Below are 15,185 nucleotides of genomic sequence, written 5' to 3' on the forward strand. Positions count from 1 at the left end.
AACCATATGCCATCAATCAGACCAAGCACAGACCTACGTAATTCTTATAACCAAATATCCAAATACTTCCACACCCATTCCGAACCTGTATACATTACCAAGAATGGAAAAGACGATCTCATTGTATTGGATATCGAAGCCTATGAAAAACTTGTGGGTCGTTTTGAAATAAGCACACTTCTAGACCAAGGCCTGGAAGATGTAAAACAAAAGAACTATAAAAATGCAGATGAAATTTTTGATGAATTTGAAGGAAGGTATAAAGATGTCAAGCTATAATATCGTAATTGCAGAAACCACACAGCGGGATTTGCTTGAAATCTTTGACTATATCGTATTTGAACTGCGTTAGCCGGAATCGGCAAATCATCTACTATTAAAAACTAAACTTAAGGTGAAATCCTTAGAAGAGTTTCCGGAACGGAATAATATAATTTCAGGTATCCCAGATGCAAGACCAAGTTTTCATTCTTCGTATCCTATATAAAAAAAGTAACTGGGAGCATCTGTTACCCCCAGTTAGTATCTGAATTAATCTATTTACTTCTCAAACTGTCTTCCCTCATGATCCATATAATATTCTCCGGTATAAATCAATTGGGAAATTGGAACAATCTCATAGCCCTTATCCTTTAGTCCTGTAATCATAGATTCTAGGGCATCTTTCGTATACTTCGCTCCATTATGGCAAAGTATGATAGAACCATTTCCCAGATGGCTATTATTTACTACCGTATCTACGATAGATTTCGCACCATAATCTTTCCAGTCTAAACTGTCAACATCCCATTGAATACAATGATAACCAGCCTCTCTTGTAGCCTGAATCAATGTATTATTATAATCTCCGTATGGAGGCCGGAAGAGGTTCATATCAATACCCGTCAGCTCTTTCACCTTATTATGAGGTTTCATAATCTCTTCTATGGACTGCTCTTTAGAGAGCTGGGACATATGTTTGTGATTCTCACTATGATTCCCAAGGTCATGACCGGCTGCTGCAATTGCTTTTACATCATCGGGATATTTTTCAACCCAGCCTCCTGTCATAAAAAAGGTAACTTTAACATTATGTTTCTCAAGAATTTTTAATATATCCGCTGTGTCCTCATTCCCCCAAGCGGCATCAAAGCTTAGAGCAACTTTCTTCTCAGGAGAGTTTACACAATAGATAGGAAGTTCTCTTGCATTTGCTAAGTTTGTAACGGAAAGGGCTTTAGGAATATATTTAATGCCAAAAGCACAGATAGCAAGGAATGATAACACTACAATACCTGTTTTTATAAAAAATCTTAATTTTTCCTTATCTTCATTATCAATTTCCATAGCTTCACCATATATTATTCTTCATAATAATATATGGAAAGTTTTTCGTATCTATTACTGGATTTTCTCTCTCCGATACTTACCGGTTTCTAGTGCTGCCAGTCCTTCCAGTGCAGTTTCATCTAATAAGCTAAAATTAAAGAGTTCAAATTTAATACTACTGCACTTGTGTAGGTTTAATCTACTATCTCTTTGATAAGTACATCAATTTCTTCTCTAGTTGGCATAGAAGTCGTAGTTCCTAGCCTTGTTACTGAGAGTGCAGCTAACGCATTCCCAAACTTAGCTGCTTCCCAAATGCTTTTTCCTTCAGCTAATGCAGTGCAAAATCCCCCATTAAAAGCATCTCCTGCACCTGTAGTGTCGATAGCATTTACTTTAAATGCTGGTATAAATTTACTTTCATCTGGTGTAGCAACAAATACGCCTCTAGAACCTAATGTAATAACAACATTCTTAACACCTTTTTCAAAGAAAATATTACATGCCTCCTGTGCCTTTGTTTCATCCGATATATGCACACCCGTTAAAATCTCAGCCTCAACTTCATTTGGTGTAATAATATCTATCATACTAAATAATGCTTCATCAATTGGTCTTGCAGGTGCTGTGTTTAAAATAACCTTCACACCATTTTCATGTGCTATTTTTACTACATTTTCTACAGCATCTATATTAACTTCCAATTGTACCAGTAAATAATCTGACTCTATAATCTCATTCTTTACTTTTTCAATATCCTCTTTAGAAATTGTTTCACAGGCTCCCAATGTAACGACTATTTCATTTTGACTTGTAGTTTCATCTACCATAATAAGTGCTGTAGCCGTTGATACATCTTCTGAGAACATAATATGGTCTTTCGGAATATCTAATGCAGTCATTGTATCTAATGCAACGTTGGCAAAAGTATCTCTTCCCAGCTTTGTTATCATAGTTACATTGGCACCTGCCTTTTTAGCTGCCACACATTGGTTAAATCCTTTGCCTCCTGGCCCCATTTTAAACATGGATCCTTTTACTGTCTCACCAGGTACAGGCAAATGAGGAGTCCTTGCCATTAAATCAACAGCAAAACTTCCAAATACAGTTATTTTTTCTTTCATCATATTCTTACCTTTCTATAAAAAGATACTTATTCACTTAACTATTTGAGAAAAAAGCACTACCTATTACAAGGTAGTGCACTTTTAAATTATTTATGGAAGTGAAGTCTACAAACGCCATCACCTTTTGCAATTGTTTTTTCTATATCAAGTTTAAGCCCCATACCATCTGCTATACCTCTATCACCATCCATAGCGATATCACAAAGAAGCTCTAAATCTTTACCTTCATACCCCAGCTTTTCCCATGCCTGAACAAGTGGACATTGCTTAAATTCAGCAATTACATGATCTTTATCTGATTCAATAACTTCAATCTCCATATTTTTGGAACCTTGCTCATGAAAGAATGCTTTACCGAAATCTGCTGCACTTGTTGGATCTTCACATTGTGCTTTATATGTCTTGGCATGAATATGTCCGCATTTTCTAATAGCATCTCTTCCAGCCTTTTCAAAATCTATTCCTTGTTTTTTAGCCTCATCGAGAATAAGTGCCATCCAAGTAGCCCTATGCTCTACTGCACCTCTTAACTGCATTGTTGTAAAATCTGTGTGTTGTGGTTGATTGTGTTTAATTGACATTTTAGTGTCCTCCTAAGTATTATTATTTTTATTTGTAACCATTTAAATTTGATTACTTATCTTTAAGTCATAGGAGTAGGAAGGGTTAAGTACTACGCTTCTTCCTCCTGATACTTCAAGACTTGTTGCTGTAATATAGCTTGCTTGTTGAGAGCACAAGAAGACAATAGGCCCTGCTATTTCCTCAGGTGTAGCAACTCTTCTTAATAGGGTATTCTCTGCATTATGTAAAAGTTCATTTTCACTTATACTTTCTTCTACTTTGGGGGTGGTTGTAAATCCTGGTAATATGGAATTAACTCGGATACCATATGCAGCAAATTCACCAGCAAACATAACAGATAAGGAACATACTGCTGACTTTAATGGACCGTAAAGGGTACTTCGTCCAACCGTTCCACATCTTGCCGCTAAAGAACTTACATTTACAATGCTTCCTCCCGTGTTGACCATATATTTAGATGCTGCTTGGCATCCGTAAATAACCGTTTTAAAACAAACATCTACTATCCAATCAATCTCTTGATTTGTATAATATTCTCCTTGTTTTTCTATAGTTGCTCCTACATTATTTATCCAGTAATCAATATGTCCATATTGACTATACACTTGGTCTGCAAAAATATTAATCTCTTCCATTCTAGTAGCATCTATTGGAGCTGCGTACACTTCTCCATAGGTACTTAATGTTTCTTTCGCTTTCTCTAGTTCATTTTTATTTCTGGCACAAATAGCAACTATTGCACCCTCATTCAGAAAAGCCTTTGCCGTAGCAAAACCTATTCCCTTACTAGCGCCAATGATAACAGCAACTTTCTTACTCATTTTTAAATCCATTGTAGTACCTCCGCGAAAATGAAAGTTCTATTGTCTATTTTCCAATCATTATATTGAGAATTTCTACATCCGTTGAACGCATACCTTCTCTCCCCATTCTACCAAGGTTTTGAATCGTTTTTTCAACATCCTCTTCAACAAGTCCTTCGCCTGCTGCAAATACTTTATTATTAGCACTCATAAAATAGCCTAAAATTCCGGCATCCACAGCTGACGCAATCTTAGCTGCACAAGAAGGCTTAGCTCCATCACATACCATACCGCCTATATTAGCAATTGTATTTGTAATTGTCTCAGAAATTTCTTTGTATCCACCACCATTTAAATAGGCAATGCCACAACCAGCTCCACAGCCTGCACTTGTTGCTCCGCAGTATGCTGATAGACTACCTATATAGCGTTTTTGATGAATGGATATTAGGTTAGCAATTGCTAATGCTCTATATAATAGCTCTTTACTTGCATTCATTTCCTTTGCATACTCAATAACAGGTACTGATACCGTAATTCCTTGGTTACCACTTCCCGAGTTAATAACAACGGGTAATGCACATCCACTCATTCTTGCGTCAGACCCTGCTGCACTCATAGCCCTTGCTCTTGTACGCACATCTGTACCGTAATATTCCATAATTGTTCTTCCTACTTCAGTTCCATATCCATTCTCAATACCTTCTTTTGCTATTCGTGTATTCAGTTCTACTTGTTGTTCTAATAACTCACTTATTCTTTCAATAGGCACTGTGTTAGCAAACTCAATAATATCTTTCACATTGAGCAGTTCTTTGTTACCATTACTCTCCTCTACTTGTGGTTCGTTTCTTTCAAAAACCACTTGGTTATTTTTAATTATTTTAGTAATGTACGTATGCTTGTCTTTTACTTCTACAGATGCCATTTCATCTTTACAAATAACCTCAGCAATAATATGTAGATTTTCTGATCCATCTATAAGTTCACATTCACAAAACCCTTGACCTATGAGTTCTTTTGCTTTTTCAATATCTTTGATAGTGATGAATTGCAATACTTCAAGTGCTTTGTCAGCTCTTCCACCTACAACACCTAAAGTCGCAGCTACATCAATACCTTTCAGTCCCCCTGAATTAGGAACCGTTACACCTTTTACATTCTTAATAATGTTGCCACTGCAATACATTTTTATTTTTTCCGGCATATATCCTAGTACCTCTTTAGCTTTTGCAGCTGCAAAAGCTAAAGCAATAGGTTCTGTACACCCTAGTGCTGGAACTAATTCACTCTTTAGTATAGCAACATAATTGTCATAAATTTCATGTTCCAATAGTGCAATCTCCTCTTTTTTTCCTCGCTTTTATAATATGAATCTATTATGCTCCTAAGTATGCTTTCTTAACTTCAGGATCAACTAATAGGTCTTTTCCTTTTCCTTGTAAAATAATGTTACCTGTCTCTAACACATATCCTCTATCTGCTATAGATAGTGCCATCGATGCATTTTGTTCAATTAAAAGAACGGTTTTCCCTTTCTCTCTAATCTTTAGAATAAGTTCAAATATTTCCTCGACTATAATAGGTGCAAGTCCTAGAGAAGGTTCATCTAACATAATGATATCGGGATCCATCATAAGACCTCTAGCAATCGCAAGCATTTGTTGTTCTCCACCCGAAAGGCTTCCACCACCTTGTGACCATCTCTCCTTTAGTCTTGGGAAAAGAACATAATTTTCCTCTATAAGTTGTTTTATTTTATCTCTGCTTAGCTTAGGATTACCAATAGTTCCTGCAATTAAATTTTCATACACTGTTAAAGCAGGAAAAATTTTTCTTCCTTCTGGTACGTGGCTAAGTCCCATTTTCACAATTTTATCCGGTGCCATTTTTGTAATATCTTGTTCTTTGAATGTAATCTTGCCCTCTAACTTTTCATTCAGATTAGAAATAGCCATAAGGGTTGTACTTTTACCAGCACCATTCCCACCAATCAAAGTAACAATTTCCCCTTGCTTTACTTCAATGTTAATATTCGTAAGTGCATTGATATATCCATAATTGACAGAAAGATTCTCTATTTTAAGCATCTTATTTTACCGCCTCTCCTGCAATAATTCCTTTACCAAAGTATGCTTCCTGAACTTGTTGATTAGACTTAACATCATCAGGTGTTCCTTCGCATATTTTCTGTCCGAAGTTTAAGACTAGTATTCTATTACAAGAATTCATTACAAACTTCATATCATGCTCGATAACAGCAATTGTATAGCCATCTGCATTAAGTATCTTGATAAACTCCATTAATTCTTGTGTTTCTTGTGGATTCATTCCAGCTGCTGGTTCATCAAGTAATAATATTTGTGGATCTAAAGCAAGTGCCCTTGCAATTTCAACTTTCCTTTGTATTCCATAAGCTAAGTTGCCTGCCATTGTATCTGTATATTTAGACAAGCCAACTTTATCAATAATTTCTAATCCTTTTTGTACCGTAAACTCTTCATCTTCTTTGAATGTTTTTGTATGAAGCACGGAGTCCCAAAGTTTTGTTTTTGTATGAATATGAAATCCAATCTTAACATTCTCAAGTACTGTCATATATTTAAACAACTGGATATTTTGAAATGTTCTTGCCATTCCTCTTTGCGCAATTTGTTCTGATTTCAAATGAGAAATTTTGTCTCCATTCAGTAATATTTCTCCTTTTGTAGGTGTATATATCCCAGAACAAATATTAAAAAAGGTTGTTTTACCTGCACCATTAGGCCCTATTATTCCAAAAACATCTCCTTTGTTGATATGCATGCTTACATCTTCTACAGCTTTTAAACCGCCGAAATACTTACATATTCCTTTAGCTTCTAACAGAGACCCCATGTGCTCCTCCTCCTTTTTGTTTTGACTTTTCTAGTTTCTTACCATTGCCCTTATCCCCTGCTAAAATACTATCTGAAGCTCCAACAAGCCCTTGTGGTCTCCACCACATCATTACAATAATCAATATAGCATATGCAACCATTCTCCATTCACCGATAGGCCTTAGTACTTCAGTCAATAAGTTAACAATTACCGATCCACAAACAGGTCCAACTAGTGTTCCTTGTCCACCTATAATAACCATGGATAGAATATTAAATCCTTCATCTAATGTAAAGAATGTAGAATCAATAAATCTTACATAAGGTGCATAAACCGCACCAACTACACCTGCCCAAAATGCACCATACATAAAGTTAAATGCTTTATATTTAGGAACTTCTACTCCCAATGATTTCGCTGCTAACTGATCTTCTCTAATAGCTAACCATGCTCTTCCTATTCTAGATTTCACTACCCTTTTTGTTACGAAAATAAATAAGATTGCTATTGCTAAAAAGATAAAATAATATGTTTTAGAGTTACTTATTTCAAATCCAAATAAATTAGGTGTTGGAATTCCTTTAATCCCCATCGGGCCACCTGTTACTGACTCCCAATTAAGTGCAGTGAGTCTTACAATTTCTGAAAATCCAAGTGTCACAATAGATAAGTAAATTCCTTTCATCTTCAAAGTTGGTAGGGATATACCCAATCCCACTATTGCAGTTACCAAACCTGCTAAAGGAATAATAATCCAAAAATTTATTCCAAACCGTGTTGCAAGTATTGCTTCACAATATGCTCCGATGCAAAAGAATCCCGCTTGTCCAATACACATCTGTCCACTATATCCATTGATAACGTTAAGTGATCCAGCTAGGGTTGCATACATTAGTATACGACACATAATACCCATAAAATAACTTTTGGGTACTAAAACAGGTAAAACTAAAGTTATTATAGCCGCCAAAACCACTATAATTATTTTATTTTTTATGTATATTTCTTTACACTTTTGTATTATATTTTTCATTACGGACGTACTCCCTTCTTGGAAGCGAAACCTTCCGGTTTAATGATAAGTATTAGAATTAAGAATCCAAATGCAAACACATCTCTAAAGCTTGCTGATGTAATAGTAATACCTAAGTTTTCAATAATACCGATACATAAACCACCTAATGCAGAGCAGCGAATGTCTGTTAATCCCCCAAGAACAGATGAAGAAAAGGCTTTCATTCCTAGAGAACTACCCATTGTTGCACTAAGTGTCTGATAATAGATGGCCAAAAGCATACCTGCTACTCCACCAAATCCACAACCAACACAATTTCCAATCATAGCAGTTCTTTTTACGTTAATTCCCATTAAATAAGAAGCACTTTTATCCTGACTTACCGCTCTTAAAGAAATTCCCCATCTAGTCTTATTAATAAATAAAGATAATAGTATTGCTAATACTACAACGGTTATAATAATAATAACTTGTACCAAAGAAATTTGAATCGTTCCTAATGCGAAAAATTTGTTCTCTATCACATTTAACATAGGCTTTTGATTCGGTCCAAAAATAATTTGTGCTAAGTTTTTAATTAACATACTTACACCAATTGTACATATTAATGAAATATGTCTAGGTGCATTAAAGAACCGTTCATAACACACTTTATAAACAAACATACCTATAAGCCATGAGGCTGAAAAGCTTGCAATCAAACCTAAAAGAAGGTTATTTCCAAATGCTTGAAATATATAGAAAGCAGCAAAGGCTCCTATCATAATGACTTCACCATGTGTAAATGTAACCATTCCAACTACACCTACAACAACAGAGTAACCAACAGCCATCAATGCATATATAGAACCTTGACACAATCCATTAATTATCTGATTGAATAAATACTCCATGAACAATCCTCCCAGATCGAAACTTAATTTTATTTATAAGGGTATCTCTATACAGAAACCTCTTTAGAGATACCCTTGTTATATTGCAACTTTTTTATTGCTTATCGATGAGATGATTTTCTATTTCTCTGAATAATCAAATCCTTCTTTAATAACATATTCTCCATTTTCCACACTACATATAAGATATTTTCTTGTAATATCACCATCAGGATTAAACTTAATAGGTCCTGTAACTCCTTCCATTTCAACATTAGCAAGGTTATCTCTTATTGATTGTCTTGTAACATCGCCATCACCACAAGCTTCTATTGCCTTTGCTATTAAATTAACACAATCGTAAGCACATGCCGGGTGAACAGTTGGCTCAAATCCTGACTTTTGTACAAATTCATCTTTCCATGCCATAGAATCTTGATCAGCCGGATCAAAAAAGAATGGTGTTGAAAGGTAAATACCCTCTGCATTCTCTCCACATAAATCAATTAATTGTTCTGATGTTCCAGGTCCTAAAGTTGTAATGTTTACATCCCATCCTGATCCTCTTACTTGATTTATAATTTGAGGCACCGCACCTTGATCCATGATACAAATTGTGTCCGGATTAGCAGCCTTTAATTTAGTAATTAAAGAGGAAAAATCTTTCTCATCTTGTACGTAGTTTACTGTTTCTACAATATTTAATCCTACTTCATCTGCGCTTTTTTTGAAGTTATCATAACAAGATTTTCCCCAGTCACTATTGATGTAAATAACGCCAACGCTTTGTGCATTTAAATATTTTTTAAGTATGTACTTAGAAAAAAATGGTGCCTCACCATCTTGTCTACCCATAATACTAAAACAATACTTACTCATAGCAGCATAATCTGGGTTTGATGCTGTTGGAGAAAGTTGTACTAAGCCAGCCTCATCAAATATTGGAGCATTAGCCATACATGAACCGCTTGCAAAGTCTCCAATAACTGCCATTATTTCTTCATCATCTGCAAATTTTCTTGCTAAGTCTGAACTTTCTTTTTGGTCTCCTTTTGAATCTTTCACCTCTAATTCTAATTTGTAACCATTTACTCCACCTGCAGCATTAATCCTATCTACTGCCATCTTTGTCCCGATTTCAAAACCTTTACCATACTCTGCGTTTGTGCCTGTTAATGGCGCAAGAACACCCAGTTTAATCGTACCACCTTTTTCTGCCACACTTGAAGAGCTACTCCCACATCCTGTAAGTGATGCTACACCCATTACTAAAGTTAACCCCAAAGCCACTAGTTTTTTCATAAGTAATAACCTCCTGATTTTATGATTTCATATTTTAATTTTAGCTTGTCCCTATTTGTGAAATCTTAATTTGCAAGATGCGCAACCTTTTGCTATTGTGTCTGTCAACTCAAGTGTAAGCCCCATAGCTTCTGCAATACCTCTGTCACCATCCATAGCAATATCACATAGTTTTGCACATCTTTCATCATCAAACCCCAACTTTCTCCATGCATTGACTAGTGCACAGTAATGGAATTCTACCTTTACTTCATCTTCTGTTGATTCAATATGATCCATTTCAAATGTTTTTACACCCACTTCTCCCAAGAATACTTTCCTAAAATCATTACAATCATTAGGATTATTACATTGTGATTTAAAGCCTTCTCCATGAATACATCCACATTTTTTAATTGCTCTTCTTGTAATTCCCTCAGCGTCTAATCCTGCTTTTTCAGCTTCATCAAATATTAACCCCATCCATGTTGCTCTATGCTCGATCTGAGCACGATTAATATCAATTTTTTCCTCTTGGATTGAAGCCAAATTATTAATTTTTGCCATAATATCCTCCTTAAAATAATTATGTAGTGTTAAAAACCTATAATAATATTATTAATCATATCAGAAAATTTAAAATTTGCAAGACTTTTTTGTAATTATGTATAGATTATATTATTTAAACATACTTTAATATACATATTAAACAGTTTTATTATATTTTCTTACTATTTATTGACCTTCTCAAGATATTCTGATATGATTAGCAACATAATTCAACTAATAGAAATAGAGTATTGTTATGCAAGATGGAAATCTCAAATGAAACAATTTAATCCAAAATTAATTTTTTTCTAGTCATATTGATTGAGTTCCACTAGAAATGTTATAATATTAATTATGATTACTTTTCTTGCTGTTTTTGTTGAGCACATAATAAAATCTTGCATTGCATACCTTGTTTCTACTTATCATATCTTATGGTAAAATACTTAATATGCGAACAATCAGTGCATGACATACTATATGTGCACTATATTTCCGACTTACCAAAAACAGCGAAAGCAAACGCTGTACATAAAAAACAGGGGGGTTCTTAATGAAAAAATCTGAAACATTAAAAGATAAAATATATAATGATGTATTTGATGGTATTATTAAAGGCGAGTATCTTTCTGATCAAATCCTGAGCGAAAAAAGTCTTATGGAGAAATTCAAAACAAGTAAAGCTCCTGTACGAGAAGCGCTTATAGAACTTTGTAACGAAGGAATCCTGCGTAGCATACCTCGATATGGTTATGAAATTATCAAATTAACCGATAAAGATGTAAGCGATATTCAAAAGTTTAGAATCATCTTAGAGTGTGAATGTTTATCTCGCTATTGGGATATGATTACTCCCGATCACATCGCTCAACTTGAACAAATTATTACCGAAGACTATGCTAACTGTACAGAATATAATGCTATAGTTCATTGGGAAAATAATTCTAGATTTCATTTATTACTTATGTCTTTTTTTAAAAATCAATATATCTATAATACAATTAAATCTTCACTATCTATTCTCACTAGAGCCTATGCACAATTTTATTGGGATAAGTGGCACACAACACAATTCAAGACTAGTGCAGAATGTCATGAAAAATTTATAAAATGCTTAAAATCTAACGACAAATATGGTGCTATCAAAGCATTAGAATGGGATCTTAGTGGATTCCATGAAAAGACTATTTAAAACAGAACGTGAGATTGCATTGCTAGTGATGAAAAAAAGTAAAGCAATTTAGTACGTATTATTTTAATATTTACTACAAATATCCCAGTCTAGATGGTTCTAATTATCCTAAACAATTAGAACTATCTCGACATTCGTCAAAACGGCCACAAGAATGCATAAACAAAAAACAGTCCTAGAATGGTAGATTAAATCAGATTCTTCTAACCAGAAACAAGAATAAAACCTTCTGGATTCTAGCTGTCCAGAAGGTTTCCAATATTGGCACACAGATTTTCTTTTCATATATGTTATTCTAACTTGTCATTCTTCCCAGTGCAGTTTCTTTTAATGCCGCCCCTATCACACAATACGTACATTGCCAAATCCATTTTCAAGTGCAATCTGTTTTAGTTTCTCCATATACTCATAAGTCGGAGATGCTGCCTCTTTTAGCTCTCCTTTTACGCCAAAATGACGAAAACGAATCAACTTAAGAAGAACATTCTCCCTTGTTTGTTCAGATACATAATCAGCAATTCCCTTAATAGTGTCCTCTGCATCTACATAGTCCTCCAGGCAGACAATGCGAAGTTCCTCTAACTTATTTCTATTAGATAGCTGGCGGAGATTTTGTTTTACTACTTCATTGTCCGCTCCGGTCAGATTACGAAAGCACTGATCAGACCAGGCCTTTACATCCAGCATGATTCCATCACACACTTCCATCACCGGATTGTTCCACAATGGTATCGTTCCGTTACAGTCCATCAGACAGGTAATACCAATACTTTTACACTTCCCAAACAATTCCTGCAAAAAAGGAGTGTATAAGGAGCATTCTCCGCCAGATACCGTAATTCCCCGGATAAATGGCAGATTTTTAGCAATTCGATCAAATACTTCATCCACAGTCATTTCTGTTACTTTAGGTGAACTATCATTTGGACATACATGAATACAAGTATCACATTTGATGCAGGCCCATGAATCCCAAGCCACCTGGCCCTCCACAACCATTAATGCACCCACCGGACACTTAGCTACACAAAACTGACAATGATTACACAATTTCTGTGTCTCTGGGTTATGACAGTATTTACAGGAAATATTGCACCCTTGAAAAAATATAGCACTACGATTTCCAATGCCATCTACCAATGAATGATCTATGATTTTATTAATCGGCGCCTTAAGCATGGGAACGCACCTTTCTTTCATCAAGCCTATTTAATTTATAGTTGGTACTTCCATTCTGAACGGTATCCTGAAGAACCACTTCCCCATTGTCATATTTCTCAATATCGCTTCTCTTGGCCAGATAACCGGTAATACGTACCAGATCACCGTCAGACTGATAAATAGCTATGTATTTGTCACCAATAGAAAATGCACCCTTTATAATATCCAGTACAGCCGCCGGATTATTCTTAGCCGTCCCCTCAAATGGGAAAATATCCGAACAACCTGTAGGGAAATATTTATGAAGCCTTGCACTGTGTCTTAAATGGTCATAAATACTCTCAGGCTCATCCCCTACCACAATACGAATGCCAGAGGTAACTCCTATATCCGTTGAAAGTCCTGCCTGGGCATGGAGATAATAATGCCCTCCGGACACTTCGCAATATTTTGCCGGATAAGTAGCAACAAAATCTGAGATAATTTTTAAAATCTGCTCAGCTAAATCATCTGCTTCCGGATCGTTTCCATAACGTTTACCACTATCACGAAGCAAATAATTAACTCCATCGCAGAGTCCTGCAATACCAAACATACCGGTGAAGTTCTCTCTCTCAATCAAACCTTCTTTCACCAGGAAGGAGCTCTGGAAGAAACCGGATTCCTCAACCAGAAAACGGATTCTTTCATCCATATATTCCCCAAGACCCTGCAAAGCCTCAGGCAGAATTTCATTAAGAAACTGTTCGGTACTTTCCGCCATTTTAGCAAGACGAGGGATTACTACACGGGACAGAATATAGGAACCACCTCGCAAAGGTAACACATTATAACAGCTGGACACACCATAGTCCCAATAGGTGTCCTTGTGTGCCTTATGGTTTGCAATTGCAGGATTGGCACAGGTAAGGGCGCAGAGTATTGCTTTTTCCATCAAATCATCCGGTGTAACGCCCACCTCATACTTCATAGTAAAATTAGGAACCGCATTTTGTAATTCTTGCTCACATTCCAGTAAAAGGCGGGTAGCTCTTAAATCCTCTGGTCCCAGGTTAGCATGGCAATATCCATCTGCTATGGTACGATCAATATAATTAAGGAACAACTTAAATTTGGTTTTAACTGCTTCATCACTGAGTCCAACTATAAAAGGATCCAGCAATACATCTAAATTGCCCAGATATACCGGCATGGTGGTAATGGATGGCACATGATAATACAGTGTAAGCAGAGCAAAAATAGCCTCATCCAATGTATTGGGTGGTGCAATTTTTAAAAATTCACTTCCTTGCATTAGAAAGCGCTGATAGTCCACCATGACATAACGCGGACGATAGGGCGCATTTCCCTCATTCATATCACAAAGTGCACGGGTTTCGAAGTATTTAGAAAACTTTTCTGGTATATTTAATACATCTAAGCTATTTTCAGCCTGTTTTGCTAACTGAATTATTTTTTGTTGATAGGTTAAACGTCTTGATGTTAATATTTCATAAGTTTCCTGTGTTGTTGTCACATTCTCCATTGTCCTGATCTCCTTTCTTTTTATTTTCTTTTTTATGTGAAGATAAATTTGTAATTGATGTTTCAATTGCCATCCTTGCGTAGATGGAAGCTACCTCCGGGTTTCGTTCTTTTATTGCTTCCAGTATTTTCCCATGATATTTGATTGCACTTTCCGGCCCGGTATTGTGATAAATCATCTTTTGATTATCTACAAATACATTCATGAATATTTCTGAAATCTGTATAATCATAGGATTTCTAGTACCATTGGCAATAATATTATGAAAAATCTGATCTAATTGGTGAAATTCCCGCATATCATCCTTTGCAGCAACCATCTCTACGTAATTGTGATCCAAAGCTTTTATGTCCTCATCCGTAGCATGTTCAATAAATAACTGCACATTATATGAATCGAACATCTTACGGAATTCCAGGATTTTCAGGAGAAAATTATCATCAAATCCTAATATTGAACCACTCATAATAGACATGTTTTCTTTCTGTTCCACATAGGTACCGGAACCCTGGACCTTTTTTAGTATGGACAATGCTACTAAGCTTTGAATTGCATTACGTATGGCAGCTTTACTTACTCCAACTATCTCCACCAATTGGGATTCCGTTGCAATTTTATCCCCCGGCTTCCATTTACCTGAACGAATCTGTTCCACAATATAATCATAAGCGATATCTGATGCCTGATTAATATACATACTATCCTCGATTCTGGCGCTTTAGCGCCTTTTAATAACCATAGCAACTTTGTGTACCAGCACAAAATTGCCGATACTGTCCTCCTGCATACTTTTCATAGAGTGTTTATTTATTATACCACAGACATAAGTAATTTTTTTATACATTATCCAATTTTTTTAAATAATGTTATTTATTTCCTACCATATGGGTAATTCAATAATATATAAA

The 15,185-nt window shown here is 35.5% G+C and carries 16 protein-coding genes; 2 read left to right on the forward strand and 14 right to left on the reverse strand.

Going from position 1 to position 15,185, the window contains the following annotated elements; translation table 11 throughout:
- The first annotated feature begins 6 nt into the window (after positions 1-6).
- A complete protein-coding gene (locus tag BM183_RS01625; protein WP_091683949.1) occupies positions 7-279 on the forward strand; it encodes a type II toxin-antitoxin system Phd/YefM family antitoxin in 273 nt (90 codons plus the stop codon).
- A 261-nt stretch (positions 280-540) separates the two neighbouring features.
- On the opposite strand, the gene BM183_RS01630 is transcribed toward BM183_RS01625, so the two are convergent.
- The 11 genes from BM183_RS01630 to BM183_RS01680 form a co-directional block, all read right to left on the reverse strand.
- The gene (locus tag BM183_RS01630) at positions 541-1,326 is read right to left on the reverse strand and encodes a polysaccharide deacetylase family protein (protein WP_091683951.1); all 786 of its coding nucleotides are present in this window, start codon (positions 1,324-1,326) and stop codon (positions 541-543) included.
- A 176-nt stretch (positions 1,327-1,502) separates the two neighbouring features.
- Positions 1,503-2,432, reverse strand: coding sequence for a ribokinase (rbsK, locus tag BM183_RS01635; RefSeq protein WP_091684127.1), 930 nt, complete (start codon positions 2,430-2,432; stop codon positions 1,503-1,505).
- Positions 2,433-2,521: 89 nt separating this feature from the next.
- The gene (locus tag BM183_RS01640; protein ID WP_091683953.1) at positions 2,522-3,016 is read right to left on the reverse strand and encodes an L-2-amino-thiazoline-4-carboxylic acid hydrolase; all 495 of its coding nucleotides are present in this window, start codon (positions 3,014-3,016) and stop codon (positions 2,522-2,524) included.
- 42 nt (positions 3,017-3,058) lie between these two features.
- Positions 3,059-3,853, reverse strand: coding sequence for an SDR family NAD(P)-dependent oxidoreductase (locus tag BM183_RS01645; RefSeq protein WP_091683954.1), 795 nt, complete (start codon positions 3,851-3,853; stop codon positions 3,059-3,061).
- A gap of 34 nt (positions 3,854-3,887) precedes the next feature.
- A complete protein-coding gene (locus BM183_RS01650) occupies positions 3,888-5,156 on the reverse strand; it encodes an L-cysteine desulfidase family protein (protein ID WP_091683956.1) in 1,269 nt (422 codons plus the stop codon).
- A 46-nt stretch (positions 5,157-5,202) separates the two neighbouring features.
- The gene (locus BM183_RS01655) at positions 5,203-5,913 is read right to left on the reverse strand and encodes an ABC transporter ATP-binding protein (protein ID WP_091683958.1); all 711 of its coding nucleotides are present in this window, start codon (positions 5,911-5,913) and stop codon (positions 5,203-5,205) included.
- 1 nt (position 5,914) lies between these two features.
- Complete coding sequence (locus BM183_RS01660; RefSeq protein WP_091683960.1) at positions 5,915-6,700, reverse strand: ABC transporter ATP-binding protein; 786 nt, start codon at positions 6,698-6,700, stop codon at positions 5,915-5,917.
- Positions 6,678-7,715: a branched-chain amino acid ABC transporter permease gene (locus tag BM183_RS01665; protein WP_091683962.1), complete on the reverse strand. Its 1,038-nt coding sequence runs from the start codon at positions 7,713-7,715 to the stop codon at positions 6,678-6,680. The genes BM183_RS01660 and BM183_RS01665 overlap by 23 nt, the downstream gene beginning before the upstream one ends.
- Positions 7,715-8,590, reverse strand: a complete 876-nt coding sequence (locus BM183_RS01670) for a branched-chain amino acid ABC transporter permease (protein ID WP_091683964.1) — start codon at positions 8,588-8,590, stop codon at positions 7,715-7,717. The genes BM183_RS01665 and BM183_RS01670 overlap by 1 nt, the downstream gene beginning before the upstream one ends.
- Positions 8,591-8,710: 120 nt before the next feature.
- Complete coding sequence (locus BM183_RS01675; protein WP_091683966.1) at positions 8,711-9,871, reverse strand: ABC transporter substrate-binding protein; 1,161 nt, start codon at positions 9,869-9,871, stop codon at positions 8,711-8,713.
- Positions 9,872-9,922: 51 nt separating this feature from the next.
- Positions 9,923-10,417, reverse strand: a complete 495-nt coding sequence (locus BM183_RS01680; RefSeq protein ID WP_091683968.1) for an L-2-amino-thiazoline-4-carboxylic acid hydrolase — start codon at positions 10,415-10,417, stop codon at positions 9,923-9,925.
- A 535-nt stretch (positions 10,418-10,952) separates the two neighbouring features.
- Between BM183_RS01680 and BM183_RS01685 the strand changes: the two genes are divergently transcribed.
- Entirely contained in the window at positions 10,953-11,591 is a 639-nt protein-coding gene (locus BM183_RS01685; protein WP_091683970.1) for a GntR family transcriptional regulator, read from the forward strand.
- A gap of 342 nt (positions 11,592-11,933) precedes the next feature.
- Here BM183_RS01685 and BM183_RS01690 read toward each other — a convergent pair whose 3' ends face one another.
- The 3 genes from BM183_RS01690 to BM183_RS01700 are packed head-to-tail and all read right to left on the reverse strand — an operon-like array spanning position 11,934 to position 14,974.
- Positions 11,934-12,770: a YjjW family glycine radical enzyme activase gene (locus BM183_RS01690; RefSeq protein WP_091683972.1), complete on the reverse strand. Its 837-nt coding sequence runs from the start codon at positions 12,768-12,770 to the stop codon at positions 11,934-11,936.
- Entirely contained in the window at positions 12,763-14,277 is a 1,515-nt protein-coding gene (locus BM183_RS01695; RefSeq protein ID WP_091683974.1) for a YjjI family glycine radical enzyme, read from the reverse strand. Before BM183_RS01695 ends, BM183_RS01690 begins: the two co-directional genes overlap by 8 nt.
- Entirely contained in the window at positions 14,243-14,974 is a 732-nt protein-coding gene (locus BM183_RS01700) for a FadR/GntR family transcriptional regulator (RefSeq protein WP_091683976.1), read from the reverse strand. The genes BM183_RS01695 and BM183_RS01700 overlap by 35 nt, the downstream gene beginning before the upstream one ends.
- Positions 14,975-15,185 lie beyond the last annotated feature (211 nt).

The sequence above is a fragment of the Anaerocolumna aminovalerica genome (genome assembly GCF_900115365.1).
Classification (GTDB): Bacteria; Bacillota; Clostridia; order Lachnospirales; family Lachnospiraceae; genus Anaerocolumna; species Anaerocolumna aminovalerica.